We start from the raw sequence: 18,261 nt of genomic DNA, 5'->3' as shown, positions 1-18,261 counted from the left end.
TTATCTAACAAAGTTCTTTTTTAATTAAAGATTTTAATTCATCGTGTGTCATTGTCTCTTTGTCGAATAAGTGTTTAGAAACTAAATGCAAGTCATTTATATTTGCTTGTAATAATTTTAATGTCTCATTATAGCAATTTTGAACTATACTGTTAGCTTCTTTTTGGACTTGTTTAGACATAAATGTTTTAATATTACCATCTATAGTCATAAATCCTAAGTTACTCATACCGTATTCACATACCATTTGGTTAGCAATATCTGTGACTTTTTTTAGGTCATCCTTTGCACCAGTTGATTTATGGTTAAATATTATTTCCTCTGAAGCTTTTCCAGCTAGTAAAATTTTAATTTTTCCCATTAGTTCATCTTTAGTGTATATATATCTGTCTTCATCTGGAAGTTGAAGTACATATCCTAAAGCTTGACCTCTTGGAACTATAGATATTTTTTGAATAGGACAAAGGCCAAGTATATCACTGACAATAGCATGTCCTGCTTCATGATATGAAACTATTTTCTTTTCTTTTTCTACCAATACAGAATTTTTACACTCAAGTCCTGCGATAACTCTTTCAATTGCTTTATCAAAATGAAGTTCTGTGATAATGTCGCTATTTTCTCTAACTGCAAATATAGCAGCTTCATTAGCAATGTTTGATAAATGAGCACCGTTGAAACCATGAGTTTTTTTAGCTAAAAGTTCTAAATCTACAGATTTGTCTATTGGCTTATTTTTAGTATGAACTTTTAAAATCTCAAATCTAGTATGATAATTAGGAGAACCAATGTGTATATGTCTGTCAAATCTTCCTGGTCTAAGTAGAGCTTCATCAAGTAGGTCTAGTCTATTAGTAGCTCCAACTATTATTACATTAGAATCCTTTGCAAAACCGTCCATTTCAACTAAAAGCTGATTTAGAGTTTGGTCTTTTTCGTTATTACTTTCAGAATGTCTTTTGGCACCAATAGCATCGATTTCGTCTATAAAGATTATACTAGGGGCTTCTTTTCTAGCTTTTTCAAATAATGTTCTAACACGTTTAGCACCTACACCAACGTATTTTTCAACGAACTCAGAACCAGTTACATTGAAAAATGATGAATTTGTTTCTCCAGCCATAGCAGATGCAAGTAAAGTTTTACCAGTTCCAGGAGGTCCATAAAATAAGACTCCTTTAGGTATTTTTGCACCCATTTTCTGATATTTGCCCGGAGATTTCATAAAATCTACTATTTCAAATAACTCTTCTTTTATTTCTTCTAATCCGGCAACATCGCAAAATGTTGTTTTGGGCTTAGTAGCATTAGAGTCATCAGTTGGATTTTCCTTCTCCATTTTAGTTTGAGCAAATACAGGTACTGGTTTGTTAATCTTCTTTAAAAAATTATCTAACATTTTCATAGCCATACACCTCAATAATAAAAATTGTTTACTTGCTTTTATAGTTTCCATAGTTGCTAATATTTATTATTAAAATTTTCTATCAAACAAACCACAGAGTATGTAACATCTTTAAGTATGGCCAGAAATCAAGGAAATCATTACTTATTTAATAAAAAAAAAATGAAAAAATGTAAAAAAAAATAAAAAATAGTTGCAAAAAAATTAATCTGATGTTATATTATATAGAGTAGCTAATTGAGCTGCCAATTGAAAAATGAAGAAGAAGTCCGCTTCTCACCTTACGATAAGTGTTGTTGGGTAAATATAAGTTAAAGTTTTTATAGATATTATGCATAAAACTTTTTAAATTTGTTAACTTATATAGCGGATGATTTTATATCATTCGCTTTTTATATTTATAAAAAAATTTGGAGGTGTCCTACCATTAGTAAAGAACAAGCAATCAATGAACAAATAAGAGATAAAGAAATAAGAGTTATCTCGGACAGTGGCGAACAACTTGGAGTAATGCCAACTAAAGAAGCTCAAGCAATAGCAGATAGTAAAAATTTAGACTTAGTAATGATTTCACCTAATGCTGCACCACCAGTATGTAAAATAATGGATCTTGGTAAGCATAAGTATGAACAAGCAAGAAAAGAAAAAGAAGCTAAAAAAAATCAAAAGATTATAACTGTTAAAGAAGTTAGACTTAGACCAGGTATAGATACTAATGATTTAAATACTAAAGCTAATAATGCTATAAAGTTCCTTAAAAAAGGCGACAAAGTTAAAGTTGAGCTTAGATTCAGAGGTAGAGAACTAGGACATAAAGACATCGGAAGAACAGTAATGCTTAAATTCATAGATATAGTAAAAGAGTTTGGAGAACCAACTAAAGCCCCAGCATTTGAGGGTAATAACATGGTTGTAATTATAGATCCAAAAAAATAGATGATTAACTGAGAGGAGGAAATTAACATGCCTAAAATGAAAACTCATAGAGGTGCTGCTAAAAGATTCAAGAAAACAGGAACTGGAAAATTAAAGAGAGCTAAAGCTTTCAGAAGACATATACTAACTAAGAAGGCTGCTAAAACTAAGATGCAATTAAGAAAATCAGGAATAGTTTCAGCTGGAGATGCTAGAAGAATAGCGCAATTATTACCATACTAAGAATCGGATTAAAAAAAAACATAAAAACAGAGGAAAACAAAGGAGGTCATAACGATGGCAAGAGTTAAGAAAGCTATGAACGCTCGTAAAAAACACAAAAAAGTGTTAAAACTTGCAAAAGGATATATAGGAGCTAGAAGTAAATTATACAGACCAGCTAATACATTCGTAATGAAGGCGTTAAAGAACGCATATATAGGTAGAAAGTTAAAGAAGAGAGACTTCAGAAGACTTTGGATACAAAGAATAAATGCTGGAACTAGAGCTCATGGATTATCATACTCAAGATTCATGAATGGATTAAACTTAGCAGGAATAGAAGTTAACAGAAAAATGTTATCTGAAATGGCTATACATGATGCAGAAGGTTTCGCTAAATTAGTAGAAGTTGCTAAGTCAAAATTAGCTTAATCAAAATATAATTAATTTATATAATCAAGGTCTTTGAATTTTATTCAAAGGCCTTTTTGGTTATATAAAAACGAATTTTTTAATTGTTGTAAGAATTAAAAATTAAGCTTATGTAAATAATATTCTTTACACAAATTTAACGTAATTAGCGATATATATCATTGTTTTTAAATAAATTTTGGAATATAATATAATAATGGTTATAAGGGTTAAATATTTAGATAATACATAACAATTCATTATCTAAATTATAGAGGAGGTCTAGTGCTAAATGAAAATACTAGTGAGTAAGCTGGCTGCCTTCATAAATAAAATGCAACCAACACAAACAATGGTAATGGGATTTGCTTTAGTTATTTTAACTGGAGCATTATTATTAAATTTACCAATTGCAACTCAAAGTGGAGAAAGCATTGGTTTTTTAGATGCTTTATTTACATCAACATCAGCAGTATGCGTTACAGGATTAGTTATGGTAGATACGGCTACATATTGGAATACATTTGGTCAAGTTGTAATAATAATGTTAATACAAATCGGTGGACTAGGATTTATGACAATAACAACGTTATTTGCTCTTATAACTAAAAAGAAAATAAATTTAAGAGAAAGACTTTTATTACAAGAATCACTAAATCAAATGGATTTATCTGGATTAGTTAAATTAACAAGATATGTCTTATTAATGACTTTTACTATAGAAGGTATGGGTGCTTTACTTTTATCTACTGTATTTGTTCCACAATTTGGACTAATAAAAGGAATATGGTACAGTGTATTCCATGCTATATCAGCATTTTGTAATGCTGGATTTGATTTAATGGGAACTTATTCGGGTCCGTTTACTTCATTAACATCATATGTTAATAATTTTACAGTATCCGTAACTATCTGCGCACTTATAGTTTTTGGAGGATTAGGATTCCCTGTTATACTAGACGTAATTAAAAACAAAAAAATATCTAAATTAAATATACATTCAAAAGTAGTATTATTTACTACTGCTATATTGATATTTTTAGGAATGGCACTAATATTATTAATAGAATATAATAATCCAGATACGTTAGGACCTTTGGGTATAAAAGGTAAATTGCTTGGAGCTTTATTCCAATCGGTTACAACTAGAACAGCTGGATTTAATACTGTAGATTTAGCAATACTGCGCCAAAGTAGTATATTTATAATGATAATACTTATGTTTATAGGTGCTTCTCCTGCTTCAACTGGAGGAGGAATAAAAACCACTACATTAGCAACCCTAGTGCTTACAGTTAAATCCTTTATACTTCAAAAAGAAGATATAGAAATATATGAAAGAAGAATTGGAACATCTACAGTTAGAAAGTCCTTAGGAATATTTTTTATAGGAATTACTGTAGTTGTTTTTGGAACTTTAATTATTTCAATTACAGATCCAGATTTTACATTAGTAGAAGCTGGATTTGAAGTTGTATCAGCTTTTGCTACAGTCGGATCGAGTATCGGTGGAAGTCCTAACTTAAGTAGTTTAGGTAAAATGTTTATAATTTTATTTATGTTTATGGGAAGAGTAGGATCGTTAACTATATTTATGGCGTTAGCATCAAGAGGAATAAAGAAAAATGCACCGATTAAATATCCAGAAGGTAAAATAATAGTTGGATAAATATAATAAATTAAAAAATAAGATAGGTATTATTGAATAGACATTGGAGATGATTTTATATGGAAAGGAAGAAAAAAATGAAGCAATATATAGTTATAGGATGTGGAAGATTTGGAGCTTCAGTAGCTACAACTATGCATCTTTTAGGGCATCAAGTTATGGCAATAGATAAAGGTGAAGAAATAATTCAAAATATAGCAGACAAAGTTACTCATGCAGCGATAGTAGACGTTACAGATGAGCAGTCATTAAGATCTTTAGGACTAGGAAACTTTGATGTAGCCATAGTTGCAATAGGATCGGATATAAGAGCATCTATAATGGCTACACTTATAGCTAAAGAGATGGGTGTATCTCAAATCGTATGCAAAGCAAAAGATGAGTTACAAGCAAAAGTTCTTTACAAAATAGGTGCAGATAGAGTTGTTTTCCCAGAAAGAGACATGGGGGTAAGAGTTGCACATAACCTAGTTTCTGATAATATATTAGATCATATAGAATTAGACCCAGAATATTCAATAGTTGAAATTGTTACGCCAACTAGTTGGGTAGGAAAAACATTGATAGATTTAGAACTAAGAGCAAGATATGAAATTACTGTTTTAGCTATAAAAACAGGTAAAAGTATAAATGTTACTCCAGCACCACAAGAAGAATTAAGATCAGGTAGTATTTTAGTTGTAATTGGACAAAATAGTAAAATAAGTAGTATAGCATCAGAAAATAAAGATGTAATTAGGAGAAGATAGTAATGTCTATAATGATAACAGCTAAAGATAATGAAAAAATAAAATATACAAAATCATTATTGAAAACAAAAAATAGAAATAAAGAATGTAAGTTTATAATAGAGGGATACAGAATATTAACATTAGCTATTGAATGTAGTGCAGATTTAGAATATGTATTTATAAACGAAGATTTTGAAAATAAAGAAGAACATATAGAGTTCTTAAACACTTTAAAAGAAAAAAATATAAAAACATACAAAACTACAAATAAAATATTTAATGATTTAGTTGATACAGAAAGTACACAGGGAATACTTGGAGTAGTTAAATTTACTCAAAAAAATATAGAAGAGAATTTAAGCGATAAGAATCGATTTGTACTTATATTAGATAGAATACAAGACCCTGGCAATATGGGTACAATAATAAGAACAGCAGATGCTGCTGGAATAGATGCTATAATCGCGTTAAAAGGGTGTGTAGATATATACAATCCAAAGGTTATAAGATCTACAATGGGATCAATTTTTGATATGAAAGTAATTCATACGACACAAGAAGAAGCTTTAAGAATACTTAAATTGAAAAACTTTGAGATCGTATCTAGTTATTTAGACACAAATAATTTCTATAATGATGTAGAATACAACTATAAAACGGCGTTAGTTATAGGTAATGAAGCTAATGGAATAAATGATGAACTAGTATCACAATCAGATGTATTGGTTAAAATACCTATATACGGTAAGGCTGAATCTTTAAATGCAGCTATTAGTAGTGCCATATTAATGTATGAAATAAAAAAATACCAAGCTTAATATATTGTAAATAGTGTATAGTATATGTTATAATTATACGAAAAATATATTTTAAAATACTGTGAAAGAGAAAAGTATTTTGATTTAACTTAGTTTAGAGATAAGTGCCAAGGCTGAAAGTACTTTCTAAGAATTCAAAAGAAGTTCCCTCTGGAGTATTAAAGCTGAAATTTATAGTAGGCTTTAACGTCAAAACGCGTTAAGTTTATTTGAGGTGGTTTAATAAATTAAATTTATTAAGCTACTAGGGTGGTACCGCGAAATTATAGTCTTTCGTCCCTAGATAGGGATGAAGGGCTTTTTTTAATACACAAAAAGCGAAAGGGTGATTAATGTGCAAGAAAAATTACTTAATCTACAAGAAGCTGCTTTAAATGAAATTAAAGATACTTCAAGCATAGAAGTTGTAGAAAGCCTAAGAGTTAAGTACCTAGGTAAAAAAGGTGAGATAACATCTATTCTTAAAGAAATGGGTAAGTTATCAGCAGAGGAAAGACCAGTAATAGGTCAAGTTGCAAATAAAGTAAGAGAAGCGATAGAAGAAAATATATCTTCTAAAAAAGAAGAATTAAAATCAATCGAAAAACAAAAACAATTAGCAGAGGAAGTTATAGACGTTACTATGCCAGCAAAACCAGCATTAGTAGGAAAAAAACATCCTATATCTCAAATAATAGATGAAGTAAGTGAAATATTTATGGGGATGGGATTCTCTATAGCACAAGGTCCTGAAGTTGAAACAGTTGCAAATAACTTCGATGCATTAAATGCACCTAAAGACCATCCATCAAGAGATATGAGTGATACATTCTACATAAATAGTGAATTATTACTTAGAACTCAAACTTCTCCAGTTCAAGTTAGAACTATGAAAAATCAAGAACCACCTATAAAGATAGTGTCTCCTGGAAGATGTTTTAGATTTGATTCTCCAGATGCAACACATTCACCAATGTTCCATCAAATAGAAGGTCTTGTAGTAGGAAAAGATATTACAATGGCTCAATTAAAAGGAACATTAAACATGTTCGTTAAGAAGTTATTTGGAGAAGAAACAAAAACTAAATTTAGACCACATAACTTCCCATTCACAGAACCAAGTGCAGAAGTAGACGTTACATGCTTTAAGTGTAATGGAGCAGGATGTCCTATGTGTAAAGGTGAAGGATGGATAGAAATACTAGGAGCTGGAATGGTACATCCAAATGTACTTAGAAACTGTGGGATAGATCCAGAAGTTTATAGCGGATTTGCATTTGGTATGGGTGTAGATAGAATTACAATGCTTAAATACGAAATAGATGATATAAGATTATTATTTGAAAATGATATGAGATTCTTAAATCAATTTTAATTAGGAGGGATTTAAATGTTAGTACCTTTAAAATGGCTTAGAGACTATGTTAACATAGATAAAGATACACAAGAATTTGCTGATATGATGACTATGACAGGATCAAAAGTAGAAAAAGTAGAATTCTTTGGAAAAGAAACAAATGGAGTTGAGGTATGTAAAATACTAGAAATACAACAACATCCAGATGCAGAAAGATTAACAGTTACAAAAGTTGAAGTAGCAAATGAGCAAATACTTCAAATAGTAACTAATGCTAAAAACATAAAAGTTGGAGATTTTGTTCCTGTTGCAAGAATAGGTGCAGTATTACCAGGTGACTTTAAAATAAAAAAAGGTAAATTAAGAGGCGTATTATCAGAAGGAATGTTCTGTGGTGCTGAAGAATTAAGTATACCATCTCAATATGTTGAAGAATATAAAAAAGATGGGATATATATACTAGATCATCAAGATTCATTTGAATTAGGCATGGATGTAGCAGAAGTTCTAGGAGTTAATGATGCTTTAATAGAGTTTGAAATAACTTCAAATAGACCTGATTGTAGATCAATAATAGGTATAGCAAGAGAAGCAGCTATTACTTTAGGAACTGAGTTAAAATTACCAGAGATAAAAGTAAATGGTTGTAGTGAGGAAATGCAATTTGAAATAGACATCCAAACTGATTTATGCAAAAGATACTGCGGTAAAGTAGTAAAAGATGTTAAAGTAGGACCTTCTCCATATTGGATGCAAAGAAGACTTATAGAAGCTGGAATGAGACCAATAAACAATATAGTAGATATAACAAACTACGTTATGTTAGAGTTAGGTCAACCACTTCATGCATTTGACTTAGATGATATAAAATACAATAAAATGATAGTTAAATGTGCAAATGAAGGTGAAAAATTCACTACATTAGATGGTGTTGAAAGAACATTAACATCAGATATGCTAGTTATAGGAAACCAAGATAAGACACTAGACTTAGCTGGTATAATGGGTGGAGAAAACTCAGAAATAAAAAATGAAACAATAGCTATATTCTTAGAAGGAGCAAGTTTTGCTAAGGAAAACATAAGAGCTACATCTAAGAAATTAGGACTTAGAACTGAAGCATCTTCTAGATTTGAAAAAGGAATAGATGTTAATTTAGCACAAATGGCTGTAAATAGAGCGGCTCAGTTAATAGAAGAATTAGAATGTGGTAGAGTATTAAACAATATGTTAGACTACTATCCAAAAAAAGAAGAAGTTCAAAAATTAACAGTTAACCCTCAAAGAATAAACAAACTATTAGGTGTAAATGTATCTATAGAGCAATTCATAAATATATTAGAAAACCTAGAGTTTAAATGTAACTTAGTAGCTTCAGATAAGTTAGAGTTAGAAGTTCCAAGCTTTAGATTAGACATAACTGAAGATGCAGATATATTAGAAGAAATAGCTAGAATATATGGTTATGAAAAAATACCAGCAGCTGATTTAGAAGGAAATGCTACAGCAGGTGTAAAAAGTGAAAACCAAAAATTCATAGATACTGTAAAAAATAATGCTATAGCAGTAGGATTAAATGAAATATTAACATATTCATTTGTAAGCCCTAGAGGTGTAGATAAAATAAACTTACCTAAAAATGATGAAAAGAGAAACTTTGTTAAGATAATAAACCCATTAGGAGAAGAAACTTCTGTAATGAGAACAACTTTAATACCTAATATGTTAAATGTAATATCTACAAATGTATCTCATAAAGTTGAATCTGTAAGTGCATTTGAATGTGGAAATACATTTACACCACAAGATGGATTACCAGTTGAAACTAAGAAATTCTGTTCAGCAATGTATGGAAAGGATGTTGATTTCTTCTCATTAAAGGGAGTTGTAGAAACTATATTAAACAATGTAGGATTTGATGGTTATGAAATTGAGCCAGAAACTACTAATTCTACATTCCATCCTGGTAGATGCGCGAAAGTAGTGTATAATAATATATATATAGGTACTTTTGGTGAATTACATCCAGATGTTATTGAAAACTATAACTTAGGACAAAGAGTTTACGTAAGTGAAATAAATGTAGATTTAGTATTTGAAAACTTAACTAAAGTTAAAAAATACAGTCCACTACCAAAATACCCATCTACATCTAGAGATATAGCACTAATAGTTAAAGATGAAGTAATTGTTAAGCAAATAGAAGATATAATAAAAGCTAACAGTGCAGGGCTAGTAGAGAACTATCAATTGTTTGATGTCTATAAAGGGTCGCAAATAGAAGAAGGATACAAGTCTATAGCATACTCTATAACATATAGAAGTGCACAAAAAACTTTAACAGATGAAGATGTAGCAAAAGTACATGATAAGATATTAAGTGAGTTAAGTGAAAAACTAAACGCAAACTTAAGATCAAACTAACTAACGTAAGGGGAGTGTGTTAGTATGAACAAAGTTATGGTAAAAATCAACGGTGCTGAATATCCAATGGTGGGAGAGAAATCAGAACAGCATATGGTAAGTGTGGCATCATACGTTGATAAAGAGATGAGTAAGGTAATTGAAAGTAATCCTAGATTAAGTTCATCTGTTGCAGCAATAGTTACCGCTGTTAATATAACAGATATATTATTTGAATGTTCGCATGAAAATGAAGAACTTACTAAGAAAAATGAAGAGCTAAGCAACAAAGCTGGAAGTTCAGATGAAGAAATAAAACTAGAGATGACAAAGTTACAAATTTTATTAAAGAAAAAAGAAAAAGAAGAAGAAGACTACAATATAAAAATCAAAGAATTAAATAAAGTGATTGAAAATCAAAAATCACAAATAAAAGACTTAGGTAATAGAACAGAGTCTACTAAAGAAGAAGTTGATAGCTACAAGTGTGAAATAGAAGAACTTAAAGCACAACTTGAACAAGCAGAAGAAAAAGCTGTAGTAGCAGAAAAACTGTCTTCTAAATTCCAAAATGATGCATATAAAGTGCAACTAGAAAAAATAGAGATTGAAAATGAGGTAAAATACCTTAGAGCAAAGAAATAGTAATAATAATTAAACCTTCAGGAAAACCTGGAGGTTTTAATTTTGAGAATTAGGGATATTATAAAAATAAGATAAATATTCCTTAAAGGAGGACGTTATGAAAGACATAGAATTATTAGCACCCGTTGGGTCTTTTGAAGCATTAAAAGCAGCTGTTCAAAATGGAGCCAATGCTGTATACCTAGGAGGTAAAGATTTTAGTGCAAGAGCATCAGCGAATAACTTTGATAGAGAAGAATTAAGACAAGCAGTTATGTATGCACATATAAGAGATGTAGAAGTCTTTGTAACTGCAAATACATTAATAAAACAAAATGAAATACATGATTTTGTGGAATATGCAAAATTTTTATACGATATAAATGTAGATGCAATAATACTTCAAGATGTAGGAATGGCAAAACTTATAAAAAGTATGTTACCTGATTTTGAACTTCATGCAAGTACTCAAATGGTGGCACATTCACTAGAGGATGTTAGATACTTAGAATCAATAGGATTTGATAGAGTTGTTTTAGCTAGAGAAGTAAACGTAGAAGAAATAAAATATATTTGTGATAATTGTAAAGCAGATATAGAAGTATTTGTTCATGGAGCGTTATGCGTATGTTATTCTGGACAATGTTTAATGAGTTCTATGATAGGAAATAGATCTGGAAATAGAGGAAGATGTGCTCAACCATGTAGACAAAAATATGAACTTATAGATGTACATAGTGGAGAGATAATAAACAATAGTGGAGATTATTTATTAAGTCCAAGAGATTTAAATACTATAGAAGAAATCGATAAAATAATGGATGCTGGAGTGCATTCTTTAAAAATAGAAGGAAGAATGAAAAAACCTGAGTACGTTGCAACAGTTGTAGATGGGTACAGAAAAGCAGTAGATGAATATAGAGCTACTAATAAATTAAAAGTAAGTGATGAAACAATAAGTGATTTATACACTATATTTAATAGAAAATTTACAAAAGGATTATTATTAGGAGAAGTAGGAAAAGATGTTATGAACTCTGAAATACCTAATAACCAAGGTTTATATATAGGTAAAGTATTAGATTGCAATAAAAGAACTAAAAGACTTAAAATAATGCTTGAAAATACTCTTAAAAAAGGTGATGGAATAAACCTTGGTGGAGGAACTATAGGAAGAATTATAAAAAATGGTGATATACACACAGTAGGTCATAAAGGTGAGCTTATAGAACTAGATTTTATAGGAGAAGCTAAAAGAGGACAAGTAGTATTTAAAACTTCAGATAGTGAATTAACTGATAGAGTTCAAGCTACTTTTACACAAGAAAAAGAACTTGTAAAAAGTGATATAGATGCAAAAGTAACTATAAAATTAGGACAAAATCCTATACTTACATTAAGTGATAAAAAAGGTAGTAGTGCAACTATAGAAGGAGATAAAATAGTTGAGCCTGCAATGAAGGTTGCATTAAGCCAAGAAAAAGTAGAAACTCAAATGCAAAAACTTGGAAATACTCCTTACAAACTTAGAAATCTAGAAATAATATTAGATGACAATGCTAGTTTACCAGTAAGTATAATAAATCAAATGAGAAGAGATTGTATTGAAATCTTAGATAAACAAAGAATCAAGATAAAAAATAGAAATTATAAAAATAAAATAGTAAAATATAATCCAGCTAAAGTAAGTAGAGAATCATCAGAAAATATAGCTGTAAAAGTTAAAAACTTAGAACAATTAGAAGCCGTTCTAGAATTTAATAACATTGATATTATTTACTATGAAGATGCTAATACTTTACAAGAAGCATTAAATATGGGAATAAAGTTTAGCAAAAATATATCGTATTCTGCACCAAGAATAATAAGAAATCAAGAATATAAACAATTAGATAAAGCCAAAGAAACAGGAGTTAACTCGATACAAGTTGGAAATTGGGGTGCACTAGATTACTTTAAAGGAAAAAATTTAAATATTGATTATTATTTAAACGCTTTTAATAGTGAAACCATGAATCATTTTAAAGAAGCTGGAGCAACTAACATATGCTTGTCCCAAGAATTAAACATATATGAGATAAAAGAAACTTTAAAATACACAGACTTACAGACTGAAGCTGTGGTATATGGATATACCCCGCTTATGATAACAGAATATTGCCCAATGGGAGTTATCGTCCGTGATTGTAAAAAAGATAAAAGAGCATCTATATGTAAACAAAGTACATATGCTTTAAAGGACTTTAAAGAAGAGCAATATAGAATATCTCAAGATGTATTCTGTAGAAGTACTATATATAATTCAAAAGTAACTTGTATGCTAGATAACTTATATGAATTAAATGAAATTGGTATAAATACATTTAGATTAGATTTTACAATAGAAGATGGTCAAACTGTTAAAAAAATTATAGAAGCTTATCAAGAAGTAATAAATAATGATTATAAATTAGGAGTTAAGGCAACTAAACTTTATAATGAATTAGATGATTTAGGCGTTACAGCAGGACATTATTACAGGGGCGTAGAATAAATATAAGTTATACACGATTATTTAATAAGAAAATGTATATTAAAGTAGAAATCTAGGAGGTAATGGAAAAATGAGAGACAAAGCAGTAGAGCTAGTTAATAAGTACTTAGAAAGTGAGCACCTAATAAAACATTCGTATGCAGTAGAAGCGGTTATGAGAGCATTAGCTAATAAATTAGAACCAGATAAAGTTGATGAATGGGCAATAACAGGTCTGCTACATGATTTAGATTCAGATATGCTAGATTATAAAAATAATATAGAAGATTGTAAAGTACATGGATTTAAGTCGGTAGAAATTCTTAAAAATGAAAAATTAGGAAATGAATGTATGTATCAAGCTATAAAAGCTCACAATGAAGATTACAATGGAGTGAAAAGAGAGACTTTAATGGACAAAGCTATATATGCAGCAGATCCTATAACTGGATTTATAACTGCTATAACTCTTGTGTATCCAGATAAAAAAATAGCTAGTGTAAAAGTCAAATCTATAATTAAACGTATGAAAGAATTGAGATTTGCAGCAGGTGCAAATAGAGATGCTATGAGAAGTATAGAAGAAGTTGGTATTCCATTTGATGAATTTGCACAAATATCATTAGATGCTATGAAGGAGATAAGTGATACACTAGGATTATAGTTTATCGTCTGTTATAAAATGCAGTTTAATTGACTATATTGAGCAAATGTGGTATCATTATCGACAGAATAAGATTAAATAATGCTCTGGGTATTAAATGTATCCAGAGCATTTTAAATTTAAATAGCGGATATCACGAAACATGAAAGAGAGATATATAATATGAGTAGAAAAAAAATATTTAACGGAAAAAGATTAAAAGCAGCTAGAACATATAGAGGAAAAACAATAGATGTATTAGCAAAAGAAGCAAACATAAACAAAAAAGATATACTTGCATTTGAAGAAGATAAATACAAGCCAGTAGTTGAAAATGAATTAAAAATATCAAATACACTAAACTTCCCAAGAGAATATTTCTTCCAACACGATGATATAAAGGTAATTGTGGAAAGTACACATATAAGACCAGAATCACCAATACCAAGAGTTGAAGAGATATCATACAAAGAAAAACTTGTAATGACTCATAGAGTAGTATCAGTTATAGAAGAATATATAAAATTCCCAGAAATGAAAATAGCTGATGATTTAAGCAAGTATGATGATATGGAAGAACTAGCAACTAAGGTTAGAAGAAACTGGGGATTAGGTGATGGACCTATAGGAAATATGCTAAGTTTATTAGAATCTAATGGAATAATTGTATCAGGACTTAATGTAGATAAAAGAGGAGCATTATCATTTACTCAAAAACAAAGTGTAGAAAGAAATTCAAGATACTTAGTGTCTCTTGGAAATGATAAAAAATCAGCTACAATAAGAAATTATGATTTAGCTTATGAATTAGGTTATATAGTGTCTACTGAGATTGGAATGTCATCTAAAAATTTCTCTAAAGATGAATTTGCTTGTGCATTTTTACTACCAAAGGAAACTTTCTTTGAAGATTTAGCAAACGTAAATGAAATCAATGATTATGTTGAATTAAAGAAAAAATGGATAGCTCCGATATCAGCAATGATATTAAGAGCATATCAATTAGAAGTTATAAATTATAAAAAATATATGTATTTAATGAGAGAGATGGAAAAACAAGGTTGGTTAAAGAAAGAGCCTTTAGATGAAAATATAAAAGCTACAAGTCCAGCTTTATTAAAGAAATCTGTTGAAATGTTAATAGATAATAAAGTAATGACTAGAGAAGGATTAGTAGAAACAGTAGCTGATTCTGGAATAAGTCTTTACGCTGAAGATATAGAAATGCTTTTAGGATTAAAAGAAGGAATGTTATCACCAAAGGTTAATAATAAAAAAAATAATGTAACAAAAGTTAATTTTAAGAATAGAAAATAACATAATTTATAGAAGTAGCATAGTTGTTGGGATTAAATCTAACAACTATGCTACTTTTTTTATTTCTAAAATACATAATAAAACAATGTATCCTGTAACTTATGTAGTATATACTGTATCTTGGGTATATATATTGATACCAAAATATGTTAAAGTTTATAATTAAACTAAGCAATAAAAGAAAAAGAGGTAATGAAAATATTAAATTAGAAGGGTTATACTTATAGAGAGGGGGAATTCTAAATGAATAGATATGAAAAAATATTTTTGGGAATAATAGTTTTTTTGACAATAGCATTAATTATATTTTTAAATATAGACTATAGTGGCCATAAGATGAAATTTGAAGAAGACAGGATAATAGTAAATATAGACAATATATATATAAAAGATATAAAAAGTGTAGAATTGCTAGATGATGTATTTATAGGTAATAAAATAAAGGGAACTAATACTTTTAAATATCTTAGAGGTGAATTTAGGCTAGGTAATGATATCAAAGGAAAAGTATATGTATACAACAAGAGTAAGCCATATATAAGGATTATAGCTAAGGATAAAGTGTTAATATATAATGATAAAGATAGTAACGAAACAAAGGAAACATACAATAAGCTATCAAGCACATACGATATAAGTAAAACTATAAATGTTAAAGAAAACATTGTAAGTAAAGGCAATAAAGTTAAATATAATAAAACAGATAGTATTGTAGAAATTGTATCAATAATGCCTGTTGTTTTAATATTTATAGGTATAGGAATATACTCACTTAAAAGAAAAACACCAATGCATTTTTGGTCTGGTAGTACAGTGAAGTCTGAAGAAATAAGTGATATATATGCATATAATAAAGCTAATGGGATTATGTGGATAGTATATGGATTATCGTATTTATTAATATTGCCAATTGGAGTTGTGTTTGGAGAAGCTATATGTGCTATTATAACAATTATACTTGCTACTTTTGGTTTAGTTGCACTTATAATTTGCTACAAACTTATTTATAAAAAATATAAAGTTAAATGAAAAATAAAAGGGTATTTTATTATCAAAAAAACTTAAAATCTTTATTGATATAACATTTATATTAACTTTGAGGAAATGTTTTGGTTTAATAAGTAAGAATAAACTATTATTTGTTTAATAAAGATAGATAAAATGGATAAAAGTATTTATAATGAGAGTAAAGAAAATTTGATTTAGTTCAATATAGGTTAATTTAAAAAATTGGAGACATAATATGAAAAAAAAGCACATCACGATAACCATTATATTATTAATTTTAATATCATTATTTTTAGTGATAACAATTAATAAAAAAGAAAAAAATATAAATACTAGTAGTGAAAAACATAAATTAGATGTAAATCCTATTTCAAAAGAAACTGCAATAAATGTATTAAAAGCTGAGTATGGAGAGTATGTATCTACAAAAGTAGAGGATATAAAAACTGTGGACAATTTATATGTAGTAGATGTTTATATTGACATAAAAGATAGCGAAGAAGATGCACAGTCGCATGAACATTCGCATAGTCAAAGCTTAGGAGTACATAAGATAGATATGTTCACAGGTGAACTTAAAAAGCAGTAAGGATAATATCCTCACTGCTTTTGTTAATGTTTTACGAGAAACATTATTTATTTATGTTGATTCATAGACTTTAATAAAGCAACTAAATAATTCCATACATTTTCAGTAGAAGGAATATTTAAATGTTCATTAGGTGTATGAACCTCAAACATATCAGGTCCAAGAGAAATAGCTTGTGCATGAGGCATTTTATCTAATAATAATCCACACTCAAGACCAGCATGTAAAGCCATTATAGTTGGCTTCTTACCAGTTAATTTCTCATAAGTATCAATACATATATCTTCTAATTTAGAACCTTTGCAGTATTCCCAAGCTGGATAATCACTTTCTAATTCGAATGTACCACCTAAAGTTTTAGCTAATAATTCCATTTTAGTAGTTATATCATTTTTTAAAGTTTTAACAGAACTTCTAACTGCACATTCAAAAGTAACTTCGCTATCAGTAGATCTAATAACACCTAAGTTAGTAGAACTTTCAACTAAGTTTTCTATATCCATACTCATACTTTGAATTCCATTAGGAATTAAGTTTATTAATCTTATAACATTATTTTTAGTATCACAAGTGAAAACTTTATCTGTAGTAGTTTCAATACATTCTACAACTAGTCCAGGATCAGAAGTACTGAATTCGTGCTTGAATGTAGCTGCTATTTTTTCTATACATTTCTTAGTTTTTTCAACATCATCTTTAGCAACAACTATAACAGCTTCAGATTCACGAGGGATAGCGTTATTTTTAGATCCGCCTTCAATTTTAGCTAAGTCAAAATCTACACATAGTAAATTTAATAGTCTACCAAGTAATCTATTAGAGTTAGCTCTTTGTTTTACTATGTCCATTCCAGAATGTCCACCAAGTAATCCTTTAATATCTATTAATAAAGCTTGTTTGTCAGATGCAGCATTAGTATACTCAGCTTTTAATTTAGACCAAGCAGTTACTCCACCAGCACAACTTACAAGTAAAAATCCTTCTTCCTCAGAATCAAGATTTATTATGTACTCACCTTTAAGTGATTTGCAATCTAAAGCCATAGCACCAGTCATACCAGCTTCTTCATCAGTAGTAACTAAAAGCTCTATTTGAGGATGCTCTAAATCATTAGATGCAAGTACTGCCATACCCATAGCTACAGCTATACCATTATCAGCACCAAGAGTAGTACCAGTTGCATATATCATATCGTTATCTATTCTTAATTTGATAGGATCTTTAATGAAGTCATGATTAGTGTCTTTATTTTTTTCACAAACCATATCCATATGACCTTGAAGTATTACACCAGGGCAATTTTCATAACCTTTTGTAGCAGGCTTTCTTATTATTATATTCATTGCTTCATCTTGTATAGTTTCAAGACCTAATTTTTCTCCGAATTCTTTAAGAAAAGCACTTATTGCTTTTTCATTTCCAGATCCACGAGGTATTTGAGATATTTCCTCGAAAGATTTAAATACAAGCTCAGGTTTTAATCCTTTTAATACGTTTTCCATTATGAACAACTCCCTTTATTATAAATAAATATAGATTAAAATAGCTATCTTTAGTAAATAATGTACAAAAGCTACTAGTTTAAAATCTTAAGTAATACTTTGGTATGTACTTCAAAAAAGCATTTCTCTAGAAATATTCATATAGAATACTTTTTT

The 18,261-nt window shown here is 29.1% G+C and carries 16 protein-coding genes and 1 other annotated feature; of the genes, 14 read left to right on the top strand and 2 right to left on the bottom strand.

Annotated features, from left to right (window positions below):
• Positions 1-4: 4 nt before the first annotated feature.
• The gene (locus QOZ84_RS13755; RefSeq protein WP_284133517.1) at positions 5-1,405 is read right to left on the bottom strand and encodes an ATP-dependent metallopeptidase FtsH/Yme1/Tma family protein; all 1,401 of its coding nucleotides are present in this window, start codon (positions 1,403-1,405) and stop codon (positions 5-7) included.
• Positions 1,406-1,756: 351 nt separating this feature from the next.
• On the opposite strand from QOZ84_RS13755, the gene infC reads away from it, so the two are divergent.
• From infC to QOZ84_RS13685, 14 genes are all read left to right on the top strand, one after another.
• Positions 1,757-2,341 (top strand): translation initiation factor IF-3, encoded by a 585-nt coding sequence (gene infC / locus QOZ84_RS13750; protein ID WP_331496595.1) that lies wholly within the window; start codon positions 1,757-1,759, stop codon positions 2,339-2,341.
• Positions 2,342-2,368: 27 nt separating this feature from the next.
• On the top strand, positions 2,369-2,563 hold the full coding sequence (gene rpmI, locus QOZ84_RS13745; protein ID WP_284133516.1) for a 50S ribosomal protein L35: 195 nt from the start codon (positions 2,369-2,371) through the stop codon (positions 2,561-2,563).
• A 54-nt stretch (positions 2,564-2,617) separates the two neighbouring features.
• The gene (gene rplT / locus QOZ84_RS13740) at positions 2,618-2,974 is read left to right on the top strand and encodes a 50S ribosomal protein L20 (RefSeq protein ID WP_026900093.1); all 357 of its coding nucleotides are present in this window, start codon (positions 2,618-2,620) and stop codon (positions 2,972-2,974) included.
• A 271-nt stretch (positions 2,975-3,245) separates the two neighbouring features.
• Positions 3,246-4,622 (top strand): TrkH family potassium uptake protein, encoded by a 1,377-nt coding sequence (locus QOZ84_RS13735; protein WP_284133515.1) that lies wholly within the window; start codon positions 3,246-3,248, stop codon positions 4,620-4,622.
• Between the two features lie 77 nt (positions 4,623-4,699).
• Entirely contained in the window at positions 4,700-5,371 is a 672-nt protein-coding gene (locus tag QOZ84_RS13730) for a potassium channel family protein (protein WP_284133573.1), read from the top strand.
• A 2-nt stretch (positions 5,372-5,373) separates the two neighbouring features.
• Positions 5,374-6,171, top strand: a complete 798-nt coding sequence (locus tag QOZ84_RS13725; protein WP_284133514.1) for a TrmH family RNA methyltransferase — start codon at positions 5,374-5,376, stop codon at positions 6,169-6,171.
• 52 nt (positions 6,172-6,223) lie between these two features.
• Positions 6,224-6,455 (top strand) — a binding site (T-box leader).
• A gap of 50 nt (positions 6,456-6,505) precedes the next feature.
• Positions 6,506-7,525: a phenylalanine--tRNA ligase subunit alpha gene (gene pheS / locus QOZ84_RS13720; protein WP_284133513.1), complete on the top strand. Its 1,020-nt coding sequence runs from the start codon at positions 6,506-6,508 to the stop codon at positions 7,523-7,525.
• A 15-nt stretch (positions 7,526-7,540) separates the two neighbouring features.
• On the top strand, positions 7,541-9,931 hold the full coding sequence (gene pheT, locus QOZ84_RS13715) for a phenylalanine--tRNA ligase subunit beta (RefSeq protein WP_284133512.1): 2,391 nt from the start codon (positions 7,541-7,543) through the stop codon (positions 9,929-9,931).
• Positions 9,932-9,955: 24 nt separating this feature from the next.
• Positions 9,956-10,555 (top strand): cell division protein ZapA, encoded by a 600-nt coding sequence (locus QOZ84_RS13710; RefSeq protein WP_284133511.1) that lies wholly within the window; start codon positions 9,956-9,958, stop codon positions 10,553-10,555.
• Positions 10,556-10,652: 97 nt separating this feature from the next.
• A complete protein-coding gene (locus QOZ84_RS13705; protein WP_284133510.1) occupies positions 10,653-13,067 on the top strand; it encodes a U32 family peptidase in 2,415 nt (804 codons plus the stop codon).
• A 70-nt stretch (positions 13,068-13,137) separates the two neighbouring features.
• Positions 13,138-13,710 (top strand): HD domain-containing protein, encoded by a 573-nt coding sequence (locus QOZ84_RS13700; RefSeq protein WP_284133509.1) that lies wholly within the window; start codon positions 13,138-13,140, stop codon positions 13,708-13,710.
• Between the two features lie 162 nt (positions 13,711-13,872).
• Complete coding sequence (locus QOZ84_RS13695) at positions 13,873-15,006, top strand: XRE family transcriptional regulator (protein ID WP_284133508.1); 1,134 nt, start codon at positions 13,873-13,875, stop codon at positions 15,004-15,006.
• A 243-nt stretch (positions 15,007-15,249) separates the two neighbouring features.
• Positions 15,250-16,035, top strand: coding sequence for a hypothetical protein (locus QOZ84_RS13690; protein WP_284133507.1), 786 nt, complete (start codon positions 15,250-15,252; stop codon positions 16,033-16,035).
• Between the two features lie 214 nt (positions 16,036-16,249).
• A complete protein-coding gene (locus tag QOZ84_RS13685; RefSeq protein ID WP_284133506.1) occupies positions 16,250-16,603 on the top strand; it encodes a hypothetical protein in 354 nt (117 codons plus the stop codon).
• A gap of 47 nt (positions 16,604-16,650) precedes the next feature.
• On the opposite strand, the gene QOZ84_RS13680 is transcribed toward QOZ84_RS13685, so the two are convergent.
• A complete protein-coding gene (locus QOZ84_RS13680; protein ID WP_284133505.1) occupies positions 16,651-18,105 on the bottom strand; it encodes an aminoacyl-histidine dipeptidase in 1,455 nt (484 codons plus the stop codon).
• Positions 18,106-18,261: the final 156 nt, after the last annotated feature.

The organism is Romboutsia sedimentorum (genome assembly GCF_030131845.1).
Classification (GTDB): Bacteria; Bacillota; Clostridia; order Peptostreptococcales; family Peptostreptococcaceae; genus Romboutsia_D; species Romboutsia_D sedimentorum.
Note: the sequence above shows the minus strand (reverse complement) of the source record. Positions and strands in the feature narration are given on the sequence as shown.

Bases quoted from the DNA above. Each gene is read 5' to 3' on its own strand.
- QOZ84_RS13680 (WP_284133505.1), bottom strand. From the start codon at position 18,105: ATGGAAAACGTATTAAAAGGATTAAAACCTGAGCTTGTATTTAAATCT.
- pheT (WP_284133512.1), top strand. From the start codon at position 7,541: ATGTTAGTACCTTTAAAATGGCTTAGAGACTATGTTAACATAGATAAA.
- rplT (WP_026900093.1), top strand. From the start codon at position 2,618: ATGGCAAGAGTTAAGAAAGCTATGAACGCTCGTAAAAAACACAAAAAA.
- QOZ84_RS13710 (WP_284133511.1), top strand. From the start codon at position 9,956: ATGAACAAAGTTATGGTAAAAATCAACGGTGCTGAATATCCAATGGTG.
- rpmI (WP_284133516.1), top strand. From the start codon at position 2,369: ATGCCTAAAATGAAAACTCATAGAGGTGCTGCTAAAAGATTCAAGAAA.
- QOZ84_RS13735 (WP_284133515.1), top strand. From the start codon at position 3,246: ATGAAAATACTAGTGAGTAAGCTGGCTGCCTTCATAAATAAAATGCAA.
- QOZ84_RS13695 (WP_284133508.1), top strand. From the start codon at position 13,873: ATGAGTAGAAAAAAAATATTTAACGGAAAAAGATTAAAAGCAGCTAGA.
- QOZ84_RS13705 (WP_284133510.1), top strand. From the start codon at position 10,653: ATGAAAGACATAGAATTATTAGCACCCGTTGGGTCTTTTGAAGCATTA.
- QOZ84_RS13690 (WP_284133507.1), top strand. From the start codon at position 15,250: ATGAATAGATATGAAAAAATATTTTTGGGAATAATAGTTTTTTTGACA.
- QOZ84_RS13730 (WP_284133573.1), top strand. From the start codon at position 4,700: ATGAAGCAATATATAGTTATAGGATGTGGAAGATTTGGAGCTTCAGTA.
- QOZ84_RS13685 (WP_284133506.1), top strand. From the start codon at position 16,250: ATGAAAAAAAAGCACATCACGATAACCATTATATTATTAATTTTAATA.
- QOZ84_RS13755 (WP_284133517.1), bottom strand. From the start codon at position 1,405: ATGAAAATGTTAGATAATTTTTTAAAGAAGATTAACAAACCAGTACCT.
- QOZ84_RS13725 (WP_284133514.1), top strand. From the start codon at position 5,374: ATGTCTATAATGATAACAGCTAAAGATAATGAAAAAATAAAATATACA.
- QOZ84_RS13700 (WP_284133509.1), top strand. From the start codon at position 13,138: ATGAGAGACAAAGCAGTAGAGCTAGTTAATAAGTACTTAGAAAGTGAG.